Source organism: Peribacillus sedimenti (assembly GCF_046237635.1).
Lineage (GTDB): Bacteria > Bacillota > Bacilli > Bacillales > DSM-1321 > Peribacillus > Peribacillus sedimenti.
In genome coordinates, this window is the sequence record NZ_CP143547.1 from 2250073 (window position 1) to 2270000 (window position 19928).

Annotated in this window: 15 protein-coding genes, 1 tRNA gene, 1 rRNA gene and 1 pseudogene (1 of these 18 running past the window's edge); 11 read left to right on the forward strand and 7 right to left on the reverse strand. The window is 40.3% G+C overall.

The window, feature by feature from the left end; genetic code table 11:
* Positions 1–19: 19 nt before the first annotated feature.
* The 6 genes from V1500_RS11130 to V1500_RS11155 all read left to right on the forward strand — a co-directional run bounded on the left by V1500_RS11130 (position 20) and on the right by V1500_RS11155 (position 7704).
* Positions 20–850, forward strand: a complete 831-nt coding sequence (locus V1500_RS11130; RefSeq protein ID WP_409305609.1) for a R2-like ligand-binding oxidase — start codon at positions 20–22, stop codon at positions 848–850.
* 11 nt (positions 851–861) lie between these two features.
* The gene (locus tag V1500_RS11135) at positions 862–2253 is read left to right on the forward strand and encodes a UbiD family decarboxylase (RefSeq protein WP_409305610.1); all 1392 of its coding nucleotides are present in this window, start codon (positions 862–864) and stop codon (positions 2251–2253) included.
* A 24-nt stretch (positions 2254–2277) separates the two neighbouring features.
* The gene (locus V1500_RS11140) at positions 2278–2838 is read left to right on the forward strand and encodes a UbiX family flavin prenyltransferase (protein WP_409305611.1); all 561 of its coding nucleotides are present in this window, start codon (positions 2278–2280) and stop codon (positions 2836–2838) included.
* 162 nt (positions 2839–3000) lie between these two features.
* Positions 3001–4095 (forward strand): NAD(P)-dependent alcohol dehydrogenase, encoded by a 1095-nt coding sequence (locus V1500_RS11145; RefSeq protein WP_409305968.1) that lies wholly within the window; start codon positions 3001–3003, stop codon positions 4093–4095.
* 18 nt (positions 4096–4113) lie between these two features.
* Complete coding sequence (locus V1500_RS11150; RefSeq protein ID WP_409305612.1) at positions 4114–5586, forward strand: aldehyde dehydrogenase family protein; 1473 nt, start codon at positions 4114–4116, stop codon at positions 5584–5586.
* Positions 5587–6201: 615 nt separating this feature from the next.
* On the forward strand, positions 6202–7704 hold the full coding sequence (locus V1500_RS11155) for a malate:quinone oxidoreductase (RefSeq protein ID WP_409305613.1): 1503 nt from the start codon (positions 6202–6204) through the stop codon (positions 7702–7704).
* A 273-nt stretch (positions 7705–7977) separates the two neighbouring features.
* On the opposite strand, the gene V1500_RS11160 is transcribed toward V1500_RS11155, so the two are convergent.
* Positions 7978–8082 carry a YjcZ family sporulation protein gene (locus tag V1500_RS11160; protein ID WP_409305614.1) on the reverse strand — a complete coding sequence of 35 codons (105 nt, stop codon included), beginning with the start codon at positions 8080–8082 and terminating at the stop codon, positions 7978–7980.
* A 679-nt stretch (positions 8083–8761) separates the two neighbouring features.
* Between V1500_RS11160 and V1500_RS11165 the strand changes: the two genes are divergently transcribed.
* The gene (locus tag V1500_RS11165; RefSeq protein WP_409305615.1) at positions 8762–8863 is read left to right on the forward strand and encodes a YjcZ family sporulation protein; all 102 of its coding nucleotides are present in this window, start codon (positions 8762–8764) and stop codon (positions 8861–8863) included.
* A gap of 61 nt (positions 8864–8924) precedes the next feature.
* Here the strand turns inward: V1500_RS11165 and V1500_RS11170 are convergent, their stop codons facing one another.
* Both V1500_RS11170 and V1500_RS11175 read right to left on the reverse strand, forming a co-directional pair.
* Positions 8925–9062, reverse strand: a complete 138-nt coding sequence (locus V1500_RS11170; protein WP_409305616.1) for a YjcZ family sporulation protein — start codon at positions 9060–9062, stop codon at positions 8925–8927.
* Positions 9063–9272: 210 nt separating this feature from the next.
* Positions 9273–9377, reverse strand: a complete 105-nt coding sequence (locus tag V1500_RS11175; RefSeq protein ID WP_409305617.1) for a YjcZ family sporulation protein — start codon at positions 9375–9377, stop codon at positions 9273–9275.
* A gap of 685 nt (positions 9378–10062) precedes the next feature.
* On the opposite strand from V1500_RS11175, the gene V1500_RS11180 reads away from it, so the two are divergent.
* Entirely contained in the window at positions 10063–11109 is a 1047-nt protein-coding gene (locus V1500_RS11180) for an aldose epimerase family protein (protein WP_409305618.1), read from the forward strand.
* A gap of 553 nt (positions 11110–11662) precedes the next feature.
* On the opposite strand, the gene V1500_RS11185 is transcribed toward V1500_RS11180, so the two are convergent.
* A tRNA-Leu gene (locus V1500_RS11185) sits at positions 11663–11746 on the reverse strand.
* A 599-nt stretch (positions 11747–12345) separates the two neighbouring features.
* Here V1500_RS11185 and V1500_RS11190 point away from each other — a divergent pair.
* Positions 12346–13512 carry an iron-containing alcohol dehydrogenase gene (locus tag V1500_RS11190; protein ID WP_409305619.1) on the forward strand — a complete coding sequence of 389 codons (1167 nt, stop codon included), beginning with the start codon at positions 12346–12348 and terminating at the stop codon, positions 13510–13512.
* A 577-nt stretch (positions 13513–14089) separates the two neighbouring features.
* Here V1500_RS11190 and V1500_RS11195 read toward each other — a convergent pair.
* The 3 genes and pseudogenes from V1500_RS11195 to V1500_RS11205 form a co-directional block, all read right to left on the reverse strand.
* The gene (locus tag V1500_RS11195; protein ID WP_409305620.1) at positions 14090–14257 is read right to left on the reverse strand and encodes a hypothetical protein; all 168 of its coding nucleotides are present in this window, start codon (positions 14255–14257) and stop codon (positions 14090–14092) included.
* 144 nt (positions 14258–14401) lie between these two features.
* Positions 14402–14728, reverse strand: a pseudogene (locus V1500_RS11200) (L,D-transpeptidase).
* Positions 14729–15384: 656 nt separating this feature from the next.
* A complete protein-coding gene (locus V1500_RS11205) occupies positions 15385–15993 on the reverse strand; it encodes a trimeric intracellular cation channel family protein (RefSeq protein ID WP_409305621.1) in 609 nt (202 codons plus the stop codon).
* 377 nt (positions 15994–16370) lie between these two features.
* Between V1500_RS11205 and V1500_RS11210 the strand changes: the two genes are divergently transcribed.
* On the forward strand, positions 16371–16631 hold the full coding sequence (locus V1500_RS11210; RefSeq protein ID WP_409305622.1) for a hypothetical protein: 261 nt from the start codon (positions 16371–16373) through the stop codon (positions 16629–16631).
* Between the two features lie 2370 nt (positions 16632–19001).
* Positions 19002–19928, forward strand: a 16S ribosomal RNA gene (locus tag V1500_RS11215) (it continues 623 nt past the right edge of the window).

Genomic DNA, 19928 nt, shown 5'->3' on the forward strand with positions numbered 1-19928 from the left:
TTAAGGGGGAGGCACGGCTATGAGTGAAGAATTGATTCCTGGTCTTGATAAAAGTACAAGTGAGGTAGCATGGAATTTATACCGTAAGGCAATCAAATTTGGAACTTGGGATCCTGCAGCTATTGACTTAACACAGGATAAAATGGATTTTGAGTCGCTTGATCAGGACTTGAAAGACTATCTGATTCATTTTTGCACAGGATTTTTGGATGCCGAGGAAAATGTCGCATTAAAATTCTGTCCCTGGATTATGCTGGGCTCCACCACTGAAGAACAGGCATTCCTTAGCACTCAATTACTGGAGGAATTTAAGCATACGGAGTTTTTTATGCGCTATTTTAGCGAGGTGTTGGGCCGTGAACGAATATCAGGTGTAAAAAACCTGGTGCAGCAAAAGCTGGACGATCGAGCGAGACAGATGCTTGATGCTTTGGAGGCTGGGCTAGAAGAGCGGGAGGCAGCCCTTGTCGAAGGATTGACCCATTATCAGGGGATCATTGAAGGTGTCCAGGCTATGTCCGGATATGAAGTCTTTGAAGCCGTTTACGGCAGCAAAGGTTTGTTCCCAGGGCTTGCAGAGGGATTTGCTAGGATTAAAGAGGATGAGGGAAGGCATGTTGGATTCGGCCTTCGCATGCTAAAGCTTTTGTCAAGAAATCCACAGCATGCGGAAAGGATCCGTGCCATTTTTGACGAATATCTGCCGTTTATCCTTATCCGTTATGACCAGCAAGTGATCGTTGATGGCCGAGAGGTTCCAACACCACTGGAAGTGCGCGGCCGTGAGCGCTTAACGAAATTATTCGATAGACGGTTAAAAGATATCTTCGGCAGGCTGGTCAAAAATTAGGAGGTCACATAATGAGAGCGAAGTCCCTTCGAACATGGCTTGAGTACCTTCAAAAAACCGATAGATTGGCAGTAATTGATAAAGAAGTCAGTCTGCAGTTTGAAGTTGCTGCATTAACGAAGAAACTGGATGGTATAAAGGCAACTTATTTTACAAAGGTTGAAGATTATGACATTTCTGTGGTATCTGGTATTTGTTCAACCCGTGAACAATTTGCTGAAGCACTTGAAACCGACCAGTACGAATTACTTTCACAATTTTCCGCGGCTGTCTCTTCCCCTGCGGAATGCCGTCTAGTGAAAAAAGAGGAGGCTCCCGTTAAGGAAAATATTATCCTGGATGATATTGATTTAAATTCGTTTCCCATTCCGGTACACCATGAAAAGGATTCAGGCAAGTACATTACAGCAGGACTTTTTATCGTCCGTGATCCACTAACGAGGAAACAAAATGTGTCGATACACCGCCTGCAGGTATCCGGAAAAGACAGACTCGGTGTACTGCTGTTGCCGCGACATACTTATCATTTATTCAAGCAAGCTGAAGAAGCAGGGAGACCGCTGGAATGTGCCATTGCAATCGGGGTCGATCCAGTAACACTTCTTGCATCTCAAGCCAGTACTCCATTTGGTGTTGATGAGCTTGAGATTGCGAGTGCACTCCTAAAAGAACCGCTTGAAGTGGTCAGATGTGAAACAGTAGATATCGATGTCCCAGCCTATGCAGAGATTGTGCTGGAAGGAAAAATTCTCCCTGAAATTCGAGAACCTGAAGGGCCCTTTGGAGAATTCCCAAAATATTATGGTCCGCGGGATGACAAGGAAGCCGTTCAGATAACCGGCATTACACACAGGAATCATCCCATTTTTTACACAATTGTTCCTGCTGGATATGAACACTTACTTTTAGGCGGTATCCCAAGGGAGGCAAGCCTTATCCAAACCGTGCGTCAAACAGTTCCTTCAATTAAGGCAGTGCATATGAGCCTGGGAGGAACGTGCAGGTATCATGCCATCATTTCGATCAAGAAGCGGAATGAAGGGGAGGGTAAAAATGCGATAATTGCTGCTTTGGCAAACAGCTTTGATATAAAGCATGTGGTCGTAGTCGATGAAGAAGTAGATATCTTTAATATGGAAGAAGTCGAATGGGCGATAGCCACACGCTTCCAGGCAGAAACAGATTTAGTAGTGATTAACGGTACACAGGGATCAAAATTGGACCCCTCCACTGACAATGGATTTGGTTCAAAAATGGGATTTGATTGTACGGTTCCAATAAAAAGTGAACCAATGAGGTATAAACGAATTCATATACCTGGCTATGAAGAATTGAACATTCATGACTTTATAAATAAGAATTCTTCAGGATTACTGGACCAGCACATGGAAAATAAACGGTAGTTCACTGCTAGAAGGGGGAAATGTATGAAAAAAATTGTAGTAGGAATTTCCGGGGCAAGCGGTGCAATCTACGGGATACGGATACTAGAAGCATTAAAGGCTGCAGGTGCAGAAAGCCATCTTATCCTAAGTGACACAGCAAGAACTACCATTGAATATGAAACAGACTATGACATAAACGATGTAGTCAAGCTTGCTTCAAAAGTCTATGATAATAAAAATCTTGGATCTGCTGTATCCAGCGGTTCGTTTAAAGTGGATGGCATGGTTATTGCGCCATGTTCAATCAAGACGCTTTCGGGTATCGCAAATAGCTATAATGTTGATTTACTTACAAGAGCGGCAGATGTGTGTCTAAAAGAACGTAGAAAATTAGTATTAATGGTCAGGGAGACTCCTCTTCATCTGGGCCATCTCAATCATATGACAAGTGTTACACAATTTGGCGGGATCATCCTCCCGCCTGTCCCATCTTTTTATCATCTTCCCAAAACGGTTAATGAAATCATTGATCAAAGCGTTCAAAAAGCTTTGGATCAGTTTGATATTGAAGCAAATTTGTTTAATAGATGGGTAGGTATTTAACTTAAAAACCAACAACTTTGTGCCATCATTATTACCAAAACTGAATAATAAAAATTTAAAAATCAGATTGTAAGATTTTAAAATTTTTGTTGAAAGAAAATAGATAAAATATAGTTGTAAACGCTTTCAAAATAAAGAAGGTAGGTGACTTAATTAATTATGATAAAAACGTCAGCAGCAATCACACATGGTAAAGGAGAACCCTTTAAAATCGAGGAAATAACAATTGAAGATCCAAAAGCGGGCGAAGTTCTTGTAAGGATTACAGCATCAGGAATATGCCATACTGATTTGATTGTTAGGGACCAATACTATCCAGTGCCCCTTCCTGCGGTGTTAGGCCACGAAGGGTCTGGAATTGTTGAAAAGGTGGGACAAGGAGTCCATTCAGTACAGCCAGGTGACCATGTGGTCTTATCCTATAGTTCATGCGGAGAATGCAACAATTGCCGAAGTGGTAATCCTTATGGTTGCACTCAGTTTTTCACTCTTAATTTCACAGGAAAGATGGAGGACGGAACTAGTAGATTATATAAAGATGGAGAGGAATTGTCCAATTTCTTTGGTCAGTCTAGTTTTGCGTGTTATTCCGTAGTTTCTGAAAGAAATGTGGTAAAGGTTGATAAGGATGTACCTCTAGAATTATTAGGACCCCTTGGGTGTGGGATTCAAACAGGCAGTGGGGCAGTTTTAAATAAGCTGCAACCTAAGGCTGGCTCTAGCATCGTCATTTTTGGCTGTGGTTCCGTAGGCTTAAGTGCTCTAATGGCTGCCAAAGTAGCAAGTTGTACAACAATCATTGCTGTAGACCTCCAAAATAACCGCTTAGAACTTGCCAAGGGACTTGGCGCTACTCATACAATAAACCCAAAAGAAACCAATACTCTTGATGAAATTCAAAGAATTACCGGTGAAGGTGTTGAATATTCCATTGAAACAACTAGCCGACCAGAAGTACTTCGCCAAGCCGTAGATTGCCTTGCTACTCTTGGAAAAGCTGTAGTGATCGGTGCCCCTCCTTTGGGCACTGAAGTAAATTTGGATGTAAATACAATCTTATTTGAAAGGTCTGTCACTGGTGTATTAATGGGTTCTGGCGTACCACAGTTGTATATTCCTAAATTAATAAAACTCTATCAACAAGGGCAATTTCCATTTGATAAATTAATAAAATTCTATACGTTGGAAGAAATAAATCAGGCCAGTGAAGACTCAGAAGCAGGGATTACAATTAAACCAGTAATCAAGATTGGCTAATTTAAAGGAGGTATAGAAATGACTGTAAAAACTAATAAGTATACAGAATGGAACAAATTAATGCTAGGCGGAAAATGGAGAGAGGGCTCCAGTGTAAATTATTGCACGGTTACTAACCCGTTTAATGATGAGGTTTTAACAGAATTGAAGTATGCGAATAAAGAAGATATTCACGAAGCCTACCAGGCGGCAGAAGAAGCTCAAAAAAGCTGGTCTAATTCAAATCCATATGAAAGGATTGCCATCCTAGAAAAAGCGGCTCAGATTGTACAAGACAGAAAAGACGAGTTGATCCAGCTTCTTGTTGAAGAAACTGGAAGCTCTCAATTAAAAGCGTCTGTTGAAGTGGATTGTGTCGTTGGCGACTTAAAGTTAGCCTCGACATTTCCAATGATGATGGGTGCAGATATTCGTCCGTCAGGGATACCGGGAAAAGAGAACAGGATTTATCGGGAGCCTGTGGGAGTTGTCGGGGCTATCACCCCATGGAATTGGCCTTTTCATTTGACGATGCGTGTTGTGGCGCCAGCCATTGCAACTGGTAATGCCATTGTTATAAAGCCTGATTTCCAAACACCTATTTCAGGTGGATTAATCATTGCTAAAATCTTTGAAGAAGCGGGGCTTCCTAATGGATTAATTCATGTTACAGTTGCCGATCTGGAGGAAATTGGCGATTATTTCGTGGAACATCCTGTTCCAAGCGTGATTTCTTTTACTGGTTCAACGGCTGCTGGGCGACATGTTGGCTCTTTGGCAGTAAAACATGTAAAAAAACCTGCACTGGAACTTGGAGGAAACAATGCATTTATCGTTTTGGATGACGCCGATTTAGATCAGGCAGTTTCAGCCGCAACCTTTGGAAAATATATGCATTCGGGCCAAATTTGTATAGCAATCAACCGGATAATCATCGATCGGAATTTATACGAGCCTTTCGTTCAAAAATTCCTGGAGAAGACGGCTCAGGTTAAAGTAGGTGACCCACAGAATAGCGAAACAATTATAGGACCTATGATTAATAGAAAACAGGTAGAACGCGCGTTAAGCATTATTGAGAAAAGTAAGGCAGAGGGAGCAAGGGTTGTAAAGGAAGGGAATGTGACAGGAAATCTTATGGAGCCATTCGTTTTGGTGGATGTCAAGAATGATATGACCATTGCCCAAAATGAAATCTTCGCACCCGTTGCCTGTATAATTCCAGTTGATAGTGAGGAAGAAGCTATAAGGGTAGCAAATGATTCTCCTTTTGGGTTAAGCGGCGCAGTTTTTGCCGGTACGATTGAGCGAGGAATTAAAGTCGCCAAACAGATTAAGACTGGAATGATCCATGTAAACGATCAAACAGTTAACGTGGAAACGAATATCCCTTTTGGCGGTGAAAAAGCGTCAGGGCTGGGCCGTTACTGTGGTGAATGGGCATTTGAGGAATTTACAACTGTTAAATGGATATCTGTACAGAAAGATCCTAGACAATATCCTTTTTCATAAATTTTATTGGAGGGAGCATCTAAGATGCTCCCTTTATTTATGTGTGCCCGGTGTGGTTATCAACTGATGATGAGACAGTCTTTTCCATGCCGGCATCTTGAATGATATCCTCTTATGAAAATCATTTTATTAAACTAGCTTTATATTAAGTTTTAGGGGGAATAATAAAGAAAAACACAAATATTCCGGTTACATATGCAAAAATGTAGCTTGGAGGAATTTTTATTACGGAGCAGCGAAAGAAGGTATCACCAAACAGAATTGTAGTGTAAGTACGACAACGCATTGAGACGGGAACAGCGACTATTATAATGTGATGGTGCATACCAATAAGCATAAGAGGTTCGATTCATTGGAAACTCCTAACCAAACTATCATCGCATCGAGAACCATTGGTAATGTGAATCATTTATTCCTTTTTTAAAGCTTTAAATAGTTTATAAAAATCAGATAATAATAGTAGATATTTTAATCGATTAATTATTATAATAGAATTTGATATGGGTATTATTCACACAAAAAAGGTGTGCTACTAGGCCACACATTGCTATCGGTAACATCTAAAGCAGCAGCGCCTACTCTTTTTTGCGAATATAGGGGATAAGGAAGGGTAAAATGAGCAACTTACAGAACAAAACAGACGTTATCTTAATTGGTGCCGGAGTCATGAGTGCGACTTTGGGATCCTTACTGAAGGAATTAGCACCTGAATGGGAAATCAAAGTGTTTGAAAAACTCGCAAAGGCAGGAGAAGAAAGCTCTAACGAATGGAATAATGCCGGAACGGGCCATGCCGCCCTGTGCGAGCTTAACTATACCTCCGAAAAACCTGACGGATCTATAGATATAAGTAAAGCTATAGCAATTAATGAACAGTTTCAGCTTTCAAGGCAGTTTTGGTCTTATCTTGTAAACAGTGATCTAATTCGTAATCCACATGACTTTATCATGCCGATACCACATATGAGTTTAGTACAAGGGGAAAATAATGTAACTTTTTTAAAAAAACGATTTGAAGCGCTGTCAAACAATCCATTGTTTCAAGGGATGGAATATTCAGATGATCCTGAAAAACTCAAAGAATGGGTCCCGCTTATAATGGAAGGCCGTACATCAAATGAACCGATGGCGGCAACAAAAATCGACACAGGAACAGATGTCAACTTCGGGGCCTTGACAAGGATGTTGTTTGAGCACTTAAAGAGTAATAACGTTGAGATAAACTACAAGCATAGCGTTCAGGATATCAAACGTACCAGCGATGGTTCATGGGAACTGAAGGTGCATGATATTGACAACGGCAAAATCGAATACCATACCGCCAAATTCGTCTTCATCGGTGGCGGGGGCGGAAGCCTGACTTTACTTCAAAAAACCGGCATTCCTGAATCAAAACATATCGGAGGATTTCCGGTAAGCGGACTATTTATGGTATGCAACAATCCGGAAGTTATAGAGCAGCATCATGCAAAAGTTTACGGTAAAGCAAAGGTTGGGGCTCCTCCAATGTCTGTGCCGCATCTTGATACCAGATATATCGATAACAAAAAATCATTGCTTTTTGGACCGTTTGCAGGCTTTTCACCAAAGTTCTTAAAAACGGGTTCGTATTTTGATTTGATAGGTTCCGTCAAACCGAATAATGTCTTAACCATGCTGGCGGCAGGAGTAAAAGAGATGGCATTGACAAAATACCTGATCCAGCAAGTTATGCTTTCGAATGAAAAGCGTATGGAAGAGTTACGCGAATTCATTCCGAGCGCCAAAAGCGAGGATTGGGATATAGTTGTAGCAGGACAGCGTGTGCAAGTTATCAAGGATACTGATGCCGGAGGTAAAGGAACACTTCAATTTGGTACGGAAGTGGTAAGCAGCTCGGACGGTTCGGTAGCTGCATTGCTCGGAGCTTCTCCCGGTGCTTCCACTGCCGTTCACGTTATGCTCGAGGTATTAGGGAAATGCTTCCCACAACGTATGCATGAATGGGAACCCAAAATAAAAGAGATGATTCCTTCTTACGGAATGTCATTAACAGAGAACCCAGAGCTCTTCCAAAAAGTACATGCTTCAACAGAAAAATCTCTCGGCCTGGCGGCAAATGAACCGGTGTATAGTTAAATATTTGGTTTTAGAACAAAGGTATCTCATTGTGAAGAAATATTGTTGAAAAATTTTTATTGCAGAGATTGTAAAAGAAAATGTCTACAATCCAGAGAAAAAATAAATATCGTTTAATGAGTTTGCTAATTCATAAATTTCATTATATATCATAAAAAGAACCTTCAAATCCATCTTGATTTGAAGGTTCTTTTTTTAATATTCATTGTCTTTTAATTGGCAATAAGCCTATTGAGGGTTAAAACCTCTATAGGCTTTTGCTTTTTCTACTAATTAGTAGCCGCCATAGAAACAAGAGCAGCCGATGATAATTAACAAAATGAACAATACTACGATTAAAGCAAAACCACCGCCATATCCACCATATCCATCTGCCATTTTATCCACCCCTTTGACTTAATCTCAATTTATCTTATGTAAACACCACTGCAGAGGACAGGGCTTTTACACACTCCTTGAGAAAAAACCGATTGATGGAAATTCTGCAGTGGGTTTGTGGTCCCAATGATTTGAACAAAAAAACGAAGCGTACTGCTTCGCTTATTTCAGAAGAAATGCCTGGAGCGGCTACGCTTGTTTCATTTCTTACTTTAATTTATCTGTTACATACCAAAAGGAGTACAGGCCAGATAACTACTTTGCGTTAGAATCTCTAAAGTATTATCAGATCAACAATGGTTTTTGGTCCTATAGCTTTAAGTAGTACTGTTTATTAGTAGCCATATAAGCCAGAACAGCCGAAGAAGATCAACATAAAACAACACCACGGTTAGCCTAAAGCCGCCGCCATATCCAGCATATCCGCCTGCCAAAGAATCCAGCCCATTGTATATTCTTGGTTTATTTAATGTACAAACAACGAAAGCGACAGGGCTTTTTATTCTTTTTTAAAAAAGATATTAAAGATAATATAGGTGGACATTGATTCTGGTGATTTCAGCAGCAGACCTAGTTATATTCATTTATGGAGTGTCTTTTTTTGCTCCGTTTCATAGTATGTATTACTCTTATCCCATAAGTAAACCTCCCTAGAACCGAATAAGAGGAGAGGATTTAAATGGCTGATGGCGTTGCTTACGGTTTTGGCGGTGGATTCGCCCTGCTAGTTGTATTGTTTATTCTTTTAATTGTAATCGGTGCAAGCTATTGCGGAGGATGATATTAATTCATTTGTCAAAAAGGCGGTCCAAGGACCGCCTTTTTTAACTATTAGCCTAGTATTAATAACCGCCCCAGCAAGCGCATCCTATGATGATCAGCAAGATAAATAATACAACGATTAATGCGAAGCCGCCGCCATAACCAACTGGTGCCGCAGCAACAGGCGCTGTATATCCACATCCCCAAAAGCAACCCATAAGATTCCCTCCTTATCAAAACAGGATTATGTTTTAACCCTACTTTAAATATATGTGTCTTGATGAATTTAAATTGGACATACGTCTCTACTTACAAGAAATTTGGATAGTTCTTAAAGTAATGGTAGGGATCGACATAATGATGACCGTATATAAAAAAGCCTATGAAGGCTGTGTTCGGGCCTTCATAAGCTTTAGTACTTCAATTCATTAGTACCCTCCATAGAAGCAAGAGCAGCCAATGATGATCAACAAAATGAACAACACGACGATTAAAGCAAAGCCACCGCCATATCCAGCATATCCATCTGCCATCTTATACGCCCCCTTTGTCGATATCTCAATTTATCTTATGTACAAGCAAGCATAGATGTTTGGGCTTTTTGCTAATTTACAAAAGAGGGATGAAGAATTTACGGGGCTTTTTATCTTTCTATGGGTAACACTGAAACGAAATAAAAAAGCAAAGCGTATTACTAAACTCATTACAGGATAAGTGCGGGGTATTGCTTGTTACATTACTTACATGTAGCTTATGTACTTTTTTGCCGTAACCCAATGCTGAAAAGTCGGAAAACGCAACTGCCGAGGTTATGTAAACGAGGGAGGGCCGAATAGAAGCCGGTCTAAAAAACATCACGTAACATCTCGTCTAGCTTCTTACTGATATTGCTGGCGCTGAGAATCCAAAGTAGATAATAGTTTTTGTTTGTATATTCCAAACTTGATAGATATTCCTATAATGTGGTAACCTCAGGAAAATAGTAGAAGTACTTCAATAACTATCAAAGACGATGGATTCTGGAATGACCGTCTAAAAAAGCTACTGATGACAAGCTTCCTTTGACGGGATAATTGGAACATTTATATACGCCTTCTATGGCCAGGTACGGTCCGCTTTTCAGCTGCTCCTCACATGGTGCTTGCTCAATCCTTTTTGGAAGTTCAAATTGGTAATATTTATATTTAAATTTGTTTGTAGATGGAGGCGCGGAGTTATATGAACGTGATTCAGGAGAGTTTTGGTGAAATAGGGGGCCACCCTGTGACTTCTTTTTCAATGGTAAATGATAACGGGGTAGAAGTGACTGCCATTAATTATGGATGTATCATCACTAAAATTGTTGCGCCAGATAAGCATGGAAATTATGAAAACATTGTGCTTGGACATGACACCCTGAAAGACTACGTTAAGGACCCTTATTATTTAGGAGCAGTCGTAGGGCGGGTAGCGGGACGAATCAAGGGCGGTTCTTTTGAACTGGATGGAAAAATATATAACCTTGCAAAAAATGATCCCCCCAACCATTTACATGGTGGTGATCAAGGATTTAATAGAGTTATTTGGAATGCAGAAATAATAGATGGAGGGGTCAGCTTTTCTTACTTTAGTCCAGATCGAGAGGAAGGCTATCCTGGCAACGTAAACATGCAGGTTACTTATTTGCTTGATAACAACAATCAATTGCATGTTTATTATGAGGGACATACTGATCAGAAAACACTGTTAACTGTTACAAACCATTCTTATTTTAATTTAAGCGGCAATATTAAGAAAGATATTCTGGATCACGCTTTACAAATTAAGAGTGATAGATTTCTAGAGCTTGATCATGAATTTATTCCTACGGGCAACTTTATCGAAGTTGGAAATTCTCCGTTCGATTTTAGATCTGGAAGAGAAATAAATATAGGATCTGGTTCTGAACATCCGCAAAATGTACTGGTTGGAGAAGGCTATGATCATCCCTTTTTGCTGAATATAAATCATGATAACGAAATTGTACTTAAGGACTTTGAAAGTGGACGAATACTTACAATTGAAACCGATGAGCCTGCGGTTGTCGTTTATACAGGAAACTCCCTGAAACCGGAAGGATGCTTCAGGAGAATACCATCAAGGAAATACCTGGGTATCTGTTTGGAAACGCAGGGATTGCCTGATGCGATTCATCACCCTCATTTCCCTGGAACCATTATAGACTCAGGGGAAACATATTCTTCTAAAACAGTATACAAGTTCGGGATTGAAACTAACGAAGAATAAATGATAAATAAGGAAATATCGCAATTTGAGCGATACGGAGGTTTGCGAAGTTTCTTTTGCACGTTGGGCAATAGGGGGATCTGGAAAGACAAAAGAAGCTCTGAAGTCGTGGAATACGTAATCGAACAGGTGCTGATTTTTTATACGGTAGATGTATATGGAGACGGACACAGAGAAGAGCTGTTGACTAAAGCTATAAACGGGCGCGAGAGTCATATGTATCTAGCAACCTGCCCTCTTTTTTATGGGTATCAAACTTTTGGAAAGCACATTACAATATGCCTTGATGCCTGCTGATGTGCTGCTCGAAGAAAATAGCAGTCATGGTATGCTTCTTTTCGTTACCTTTAATTAGAGAAATTGGAGTTTGAACGGGCTTCTGGCTTTTGCATTTTTGTTGTAATAAATCAAACTTCTTATAAAATAATCAATTTTAACATAAACGCGTGAACAAAAAGAGACACATCTGACTCAATAATCATCGAAGAACAAAGTAAAGGCCGTTGACAAAAAACATATCAACGGCCTTAGTGGTATGCTTCAGATAAAACGATGCGGATGAAGGGACTTGAACCCCCACGGTATTGCTACCACTAGAACCTGAATCTAGCGCGTCTGCCGATTCCGCCACATCCGCTAAAAATACTACAGTTAAAATATATCAGACATTTTATTATGAAACAACCCATTTAATCTATTTGGCTTAGTTTAAAGTATTAGTCAGACTTCATGAAACCCTGTTCGAAGGCCATCCAATACATCATGATAGATCTCTGCGTATGTTTCCTTCATTAAGTTTATATAGATGGGCCGTATAGAACGAATGGCCATACTTTTTTGGATCGGTGCCATATCTGTGGTAGTCGGTTGCAGCTTTCAAATGGCCAACCAATTTTTGTTTGGTTTTGATTTTAATCTTAAGATGAAATCCGACAGCCGGCTATTTCCAACAAAAGAACCATTTATGGTCTACCAGGAAAAGAGGTTTCATACGTGCAGGATTTTGATGCAAAATGGCGAACACATACTAATAATTTTTTTTAGATATAATGAGGATTCTCGTGTCAATCACACAGATCACACTATCTGAATCTCGAACAAAGGAAACCAAGATTCAAGGAAGAAGGATTCAATATCATTGCAACGACTCACAGGCACTATTTGTAAAAGGAGTTTTTTTCAGCATAGGGCCTAAATTTGGCTTTACTTTAAAACTTTAAGTAAGGAGACATAGTTATGGAGAGCTATAGTTATTACTGTAATACAAGAATTGAGATGGGTTTAGGAAAAGTCGAGTTATTACCAGACCTTATAAAGTCCCTTAATATCGGATCATCCATTTTACTGGTCAGTGACCCAGGTGTGGTTAAGGCAGGTGTAATCCAACCAATCCAATCCCTTCTAGAGGATTTAGGATTTCGTGTTATTCTGTTCGACTCCGTTTCTCAGAACCCGAGAGATACAGAATGCTTAGAAGGTGCGAAGGTATTTAATCAAGAGAGGATGGAATTAATTGTCGCTATTGGCGGCGGCAGTGCGATGGATACGGGAAAGGCGATTGCACTCTTAGGACCGAATGGCGGGACACCTGCTGATTATGTGGCAGGAAAGAAGGAATACGCTAATATTGCTCCGATTATTTGTGTCCCGACTACTGCAGGCACTGGATCCGAAGTTACCCGTTCTTCCGTTATTTCCGATTCCGCTACCCATCAGAAGCTTACACTTAAGCATTCTTCATTACGTCCAATGATGGCAGTTTTGGATCCGAAATTAACATTAACTGTTCCTAAATCTGTTACTGCAGCAACCGGTGTGGATGCTTTGGTACATGCGATAGAAGGTTATACATGTAAAGTGACAAACCCAATCTCCCAGGCATTTGGGGCAAGAGCAATGGGAAAAATCGTATCCTCTTTACCGATCGCTTTTATGTATGGAGAAAATGAGCAGGCCCGCTTCAATATGCTAGAGGGAAGTCTTCTTGCAGGATTATGTTTCGGTTCTACTGACGTTGCAGCTGTACACTGTTTAGCAGAGGCGATTGGAGGTCTTTACGATACACCACATGGAGTGGCAAACGCAGTATTTTTGCCTTATGTCTTGAAATTTAACGCGGAAGAAGAGAAAGGCATCCATGCGGATTTAGCACGGTACATGAAATTTGCTTCTGAATCAGATTCTGATGAGGGTGCCGTTGAAAAACTTATTGCTGGGATTCGGGAATTTACCAATACCCTGGAGATTCCTAAATTAAGAGATTTGCCAGGGGTAAAAGAGGAAGATTTTGACCGAATCGTAGAGCTGGCAGTTCAAAACAATTCAACACCGAGTAACATAAGAAAGATTGGAACAGACGACTATCGGCAAATCCTTGAGCAGGCTTACCGGGATATATTTTAATGTGGTATTGATTTAGTACACTGCTTTAAATGTACTTCTTGGTGCCTGGATTTTAAAACTGGAAATAACACTGAAACCAGGAGAATCAAGGTTAAACATAGGAAATTCTGACTTGCACTTTGCGGTTCATTGTACTTACTGCACTAAAGAGGCATAGTTGAACAAGAATGGTGAAAGGCCTGTCGGTGCGAAGCCTAGGGAACGTTCTCTGGAAGGCCACTAATGAACAAAGCATCTTCTAATAGTTTGATATCGCTAACAATTTGAGGAAGAGACATGGAATATGGTGAATAAGTGGGTTAAAAGTGGCATGAAGGACTAATAGTATCGCAGTATCGGTAAGCTGGAGGTTTATTTATCGGCACAGACAATCATGACAACCCCTAGGTAAATGAACTGTTTAACAATAGGGAGGAGATATCCTCCCTTTATTATTTCACCTTTAAAGAGGTGAGTTCGTATTTGGCAACCTTTTTCAGTAGGTCAACTATCTATGATTGTATATAAATTTATAATGATCATTCTCAATCATAATAAATAACATTTCATAATACATTACAGGTTATTCTATGTAACATTAATTCTCATCTTTGGTTTCAACAGAAACATATACTTCAACCTGGGATTTATGGACCAGTTCTGCATTATATGAATGTCCTTCCTCTCTCACTTCCCAATAGTCCGAGTCATATTTATGAATGACAGTATAAATCTTCCCCTTAAAAATTACTTTTTCGTTATCCATTGATTACCCATCTTTCCAATATAGATAAATATAATATACAACAATTCCTATTAAATTACTATGTTTTATTATAGGTGATTTTTAGAATGTATGGAATAACTGAACACGAATCTTTAAGGAAGTTTGGATGGATGATTGAACGAGTCATGTATGAATATAGACCTCTGTACCAAGTGGAACTCTGGAAGATAATTCAAGAACATCATCATTAAACATTCTAATACACCCATGTAAGACATTCTTACCTATTGATGCTGGGTTATTTGTCCCGTGTATACCGTTATGAGGTCTTGATAATCCCATCCAAAGTACACCAAATGGTACGCCAGGATTACGCTACTTATTTATGATCCTGTATGTACCGGAAGGTGTGGGGGACAATATTTTTCCAACTGCAATAGGATAAACCCGATTTCCGTCAAAAAGGCGTAATTGATGTTTTGATGTTGATACATCAATCCATCTTACTATGAAAATCAACTCCCATTTTTTTGATACTGTATGAAGCCATTCATTCGTTAATGACAGCTATTAGTTTTCAGAAAGAAAAGATTCCTATGGACCTGCTTCAAGGGGAGCTTTTTTGATTAGTCCCCACTAAGGGCGAAATGCAATTGTTACATAGAATGATATAGAATGTTTGAAAAATGGGTGATTATTATTATTAGGGTTTTGCTCCAATAGAGCGCAGAATATTTTTTTATTTTTAAGAAAACCGGAACAGAATTTTAACTAGAGTCCATATTATTGAATATTTATGGCCAGCTTGAAGATTGAGACCCTAATGTTTAAATGTGCATATTAAAAAATTTGAGCTAAAATACAAGATCTAATGATTTTCTACCGCTGATTCTTATTGTGCTAAATGGGCAAGTTAGCGAGCATATGGAAGCAAATCGAATCATATTGAGGGAGTTCAATAAGGATAAAATCGAATATGGTACAATTTGAATACTTAATTTTCATTTTTAAATACTTAGTTATAAGCAAAATCGTTTTGACTTACAGTTTAAGAAAACAACAGTGCACAGTAGAAAGGACAGATTCCAGTTTTTTAGGAAAGTACATAAAAAAAGCTGCTGAGACGGAACTTTCTCAACAGCATTAAAAAATTGCAGCCTACGATGTCAACGACTTACATTCAGTTTTTTATTAGGGAGCTTCCAATTATACGTATACGAAAGGACGCGAAAAGCCGTTATGATGGCAAAAAGAATATACAACTGCCAAGTCTCTGAAACGAGATTGCTGCCTAAAGCAAAACCAACTAAAATAGCCCATACTGCATAAACTTCTTCTCTGAACACCAAGGGTCTGCGGCCAGCCAGAAGATCACGGATAATTCCTCCACCACATCCGGTTAAAACTGCGGCCACAACTACGGCGCTAAGAGGAAGAGCCATCTTCACTGCATAAAGGGCACCCTGTATCGCAAAGGCGGACAAACCGATGGCATCAGTAAAGTTGCCCCATTTGCCCCAATGCTTTAATAAATTGGATGGAAACAGAAAAACAATCGTAATAACCAATATGGCTATAGAAATATAGATACTTTGTTCCCACAAAGCAGAGACGGGAACCCCGATTAATAAATTTCGAATCGCCCCTCCGCCAAACGCAGTGACGATACCTAGTATATATACTCCTAAAAGGTCGTATTCCTCTTCCATGGCAATGATGGCCCCGCTTGTAGCAAAAGCAATGGTTCCTATGATGCTAAGAAATTCCCATGTCATATCTTTTCTCCGTGTTTTTAAATTTATAAAGCCAGATTGATTCTAGCATTTTCTTCCCATTTATTAAATGGTAGTTTAAAAATATTAAAGTACCTATGGGAATATTGTTTAACTCAAGAACTGGCAGTCCGTTTGCTCTCTTTCTTACGGGCTAAAGGGCAGGTGTGCGGCCGAGCCTTTCATATAACGGGTGGGATTCAAGGAAAAGGGGGAGTATTATTATCGACTAATCAAGCGAATGTGTCACCAACGGAAATTCGATGCCACTGGCAGTTGTGAAATTTGAAGAATTAAACTCGAAGCTCCAAGAACAAATGCGACACCGACGCACAGTGACGCGCTTCAAATACCCGTTAGAAGATGTGGAAGTGGAGGCTTTGAACGAATCTCAGCCGGATGAATTGCTTCCTGTTCAGGTAGTGTCCCTGCGCACTGTACCGGAAGGAATCGTTAATAAAGCTTTACAAGAGTTATACGCTGGATTGGAGTTCGCCGACCCGGACAAACGCTTAAGGCCACCGTTGAAATCCTACGATATGCGAAGCTACCACATTTATTCTTCTCGCAAGAAACTATCCAACGGGGATAGCTTCTTTTTGCGCAAAATTTATCGCATTCTAACGCTATTTCGAAGATAGGAAATATTCGTAAATATGTATCTCACTGGTGTAATCTGCTGTTTATACTAGACATATATCGAAGGAGGCGGAAAGAGTGCGTAAAATAATAATACCGTTGTTTGCTACATGAGTCCAGGCGGTTACTCGTCCGACCCTGAGCCAGAAGTAGCGCCGAACAAACGAAAGAGCAGACGAAAAACAAAGCGATGGAAGTGGCCACTGCAGCTACGGAGGAGAACGAAAAGGAAGAAGCAAAAGCTGAGGACGAACCGCCAGCTCAAACGGACATCACTTTTGCTGAGTTTGAAATTTATACGGGATCCGAAAGAAAAGGCATATATTAACGTCCTGTTTGAATTTAGAGAAGGAACCAGGGCGATGCTGATTATATTCAATATATCACAGGTGATTTTTTGATTATGCCTCTGTTATTTTTTATAACAGAAAACTAGTCGGATGGCGGATTTGGAGTATTTGGTGTAGAGCTATTCATTTCTAAAGATAAAGTATATTTCAGTGAGGTATCCCCGTTGCAGGTTATAGCTTTGGGGTAGCTGGCCAACGTTGGGCAAATGCCGTTTCGCCATTAATAATTGAAATGGTGATTGGTCCGGGATTGCCGTTTTAGCACATTTTCTTTTATAATCTCCTCTTGATTATTATATTCATATCCGTTTTCATCAGCACGGATACGGAAGGGGAAATCCTTCCTTAATTCTAGAGATTGGCGACATGTATATAGTCATGAAACCTCAGGATGCGTTGATAGTAAAAAATTCTACCTATTAGATGGGCTGGCAGACAAACACAAATGGTTGCTTTCGTTTAGAATCAACCATGTTTGGATTTTCAACGCGACATTATGACAAGTAAGGGAGCAGAAAAAAACGGCTCCATTGTCATCAAATTTAACCGAGATGTACTCCTGACAAGAGTAGTTTATATAAAAGAAAAAAAGATTATACGTTCATATTATTATGCACCTCCCTGTTGTAGAAATTTTATGTCTCTAACAGGGAATCCCAATTTATGAAAGACATATAAATCAGTGAAATCCAGGTTGCTGTTATATAGAGGGATCAGAGGCCAGCAAATGTGTAAACAATATAGTTCCTGTGCTAATAGAAATTTCTCATTATTGCTTGCTTTTGTCGCCGATATAACCAATGTTATAATCACAGTGTCTGTTATTGTTGCCAGAAGCTTGTGAATCCAAACAAGATGATCATAAACGGGGAAACCTTTTGAAGGAGGACATCGATAATCACTTCGTAATATTTGATGAGCCTTATTGGTTCATCTCACTTTAGTGCTCTTATTGTATCATTTATTGTGTTTTTTGTAATATGAGCAAAAAGAGAACTAATCCGCATGTACGTCACGACATCTATAAAAGAATGGGATGATGGTTCAGTTTGTAGCCTTATCTTAAGTAGAATGCGTCACTCGTTACTGGTCGTATTTAGCAAGTCCCTATATCACGAGTTGAAAAACTAGATGAGATTAAGATGATATAAGGATTAGGCTGTATATTACGTGTATGTAATATTTGGCATATTACAACTTCATTAGCCATCCAAGCAACAGATTGGGACATATGTAAGTTAGGTTTTTTTTTCTGGATAGGTTTTAATCCTAGTGCTAATATGGCAAAAAGGAAAGCTGGATACTATTTAACATAGCCAACTGCATATAATATTTGTAAAAAGGCTTTGTAAAATCGTGGTGTTATTTACTAAGATTTGCTGGAATAAAGGTAGCTGTATAGTACCGGTCGTAAGCATCATATTCTTTGCTCTATGTCTTCTATTGTAAAGAAAATGGGTAGTTACGGTTCGGACATCGCATTTATATATACAACGCTATTTTAGGTAGACATGAGTTAGGAGTTTTATTGTAGCTATAAAGCAGCCAATCAACAACGATCTAAACAAGCACTTATATATTGAATAAAGTACAACAAAACTCGATTTCTTCTGATACCACATCGTTTGCATAAAGTTTTGAAAAAAAACACATAAGTGCACTTCTGGCTGTTGACTTCAGGTGAAATACATTGTAAGATAACTAAGTCGCTTTTCTCAGACAAGGCAAAAGTGTTAGTTTGAAATATTGAATAAGTAAACTTAATTTATTTCGTAGAAGTTGACAACTGATTAATATCGTGTTATATTAATAAAGTCGCTTCTGAGAGAAACGACAGATGAGATTGCTCTTTGAAAACTGAACAAAACAAGCGCCAGATTCTTGTTTCTTCTATATAGGAAATAAGACGTCTAAATGATAGTGAGTACACACTTTAAAAGTACAAGAGTTAAGGGTCATCGGCTAAGATCGTCACGTCCTGTGACAACGCCGATGTTAGCACATCCATGTGCGTCACAAATTCTATCGGAGAGTTTGATCCTGGCTCAGGACGAACGCTGGCGGCGTGCCTAATACATGCAAGTCGAGCGGACAGAAGGGAGCTTGCTCCCGGAAGTCAGCGGCGGACGGGTGAGTAACACGTGGGCAACCTGCCTGTAAGACTGGGATAACTTCGGGAAACCGGAGCTAATACCGGATAGGTTCTTCCCCCGCATGGGGGAGGATGGAAAGACGGTTTCGGCTGTCACTTACAGATGGGCCCGCGGCGCATTAGCTAGTTGGTGGGGTAATGGCCCACCAAGGCGACGATGCGTAGCCGACCTGAGAGGGTGATCGGCCACACTGGGACTGAGACACGGCCCAGACTCCTACGGGAGGCAGCAGTAGGGAATCTTCCGCAATGGACGAAAGTCTGACGGAGCAACGCCGCGTGAGCGAAGAAGGCCTTCGGGTCGTAAAGCTCTGTTGTCAGGGAAGAACAAGTGCCAGAGTAACTGCTGGCACCTTGACGGTACCTGACCAGAAAGCCACGGCTAACTACGTGCCAGCAGCCGCGGTAATACGTAGGTGGCAAGCGTTGTCCGGAATTATTGGGCGTAAAGCGCGCGCAGGCGGTCCTTTAAGTCTGATGTGAAAGCCCACGGCTCAACCGTGGAGGGTCATTGGAAACTGGGGGACTTGAGTGCAGAAGAGGAGAGTGGAATTCCACGTGTAGCGGTGAAATGCGTAGAGATGTGGAGGAACACCAGTGGCGAAGGCGACTCTCTGGTCTGTAACTGACGCTGAGGCGCGAAAGCGTGGGGAGCGAACAGGATTAGATACCCTGGTAGTCCACGCCGTAAACGATGAGTGCTAAGTGTTAGAGGGTTTCCGCCCTTTAGTGCTGCAGCAAACGCATTAAGCACTCCGCCTGGGGAGTACGGCCGCAAGGCTGAAACTCAAAGGAAT

Bases quoted from the DNA above. Each gene is read 5' to 3' on its own strand.
- V1500_RS11130 (WP_409305609.1), top strand. From the start codon at position 20: ATGAGTGAAGAATTGATTCCTGGTCTTGATAAAAGTACAAGTGAGGTA.
- V1500_RS11135 (WP_409305610.1), top strand. From the start codon at position 862: ATGAGAGCGAAGTCCCTTCGAACATGGCTTGAGTACCTTCAAAAAACC.
- V1500_RS11140 (WP_409305611.1), top strand. From the start codon at position 2,278: ATGAAAAAAATTGTAGTAGGAATTTCCGGGGCAAGCGGTGCAATCTAC.
- V1500_RS11150 (WP_409305612.1), top strand. From the start codon at position 4,114: ATGACTGTAAAAACTAATAAGTATACAGAATGGAACAAATTAATGCTA.
- V1500_RS11155 (WP_409305613.1), top strand. From the start codon at position 6,202: ATGAGCAACTTACAGAACAAAACAGACGTTATCTTAATTGGTGCCGGA.
- V1500_RS11160 (WP_409305614.1), bottom strand. From the start codon at position 8,082: ATGGCAGATGGATATGGTGGATATGGCGGTGGTTTTGCTTTAATCGTA.
- V1500_RS11165 (WP_409305615.1), top strand. From the start codon at position 8,762: ATGGCTGATGGCGTTGCTTACGGTTTTGGCGGTGGATTCGCCCTGCTA.
- V1500_RS11170 (WP_409305616.1), bottom strand. From the start codon at position 9,062: ATGGGTTGCTTTTGGGGATGTGGATATACAGCGCCTGTTGCTGCGGCA.
- V1500_RS11175 (WP_409305617.1), bottom strand. From the start codon at position 9,377: ATGGCAGATGGATATGCTGGATATGGCGGTGGCTTTGCTTTAATCGTC.
- V1500_RS11180 (WP_409305618.1), top strand. From the start codon at position 10,063: ATGAACGTGATTCAGGAGAGTTTTGGTGAAATAGGGGGCCACCCTGTG.
- V1500_RS11190 (WP_409305619.1), top strand. From the start codon at position 12,346: ATGGAGAGCTATAGTTATTACTGTAATACAAGAATTGAGATGGGTTTA.
- V1500_RS11195 (WP_409305620.1), bottom strand. From the start codon at position 14,257: ATGGATAACGAAAAAGTAATTTTTAAGGGGAAGATTTATACTGTCATT.
- V1500_RS11205 (WP_409305621.1), bottom strand. From the start codon at position 15,993: ATGACATGGGAATTTCTTAGCATCATAGGAACCATTGCTTTTGCTACA.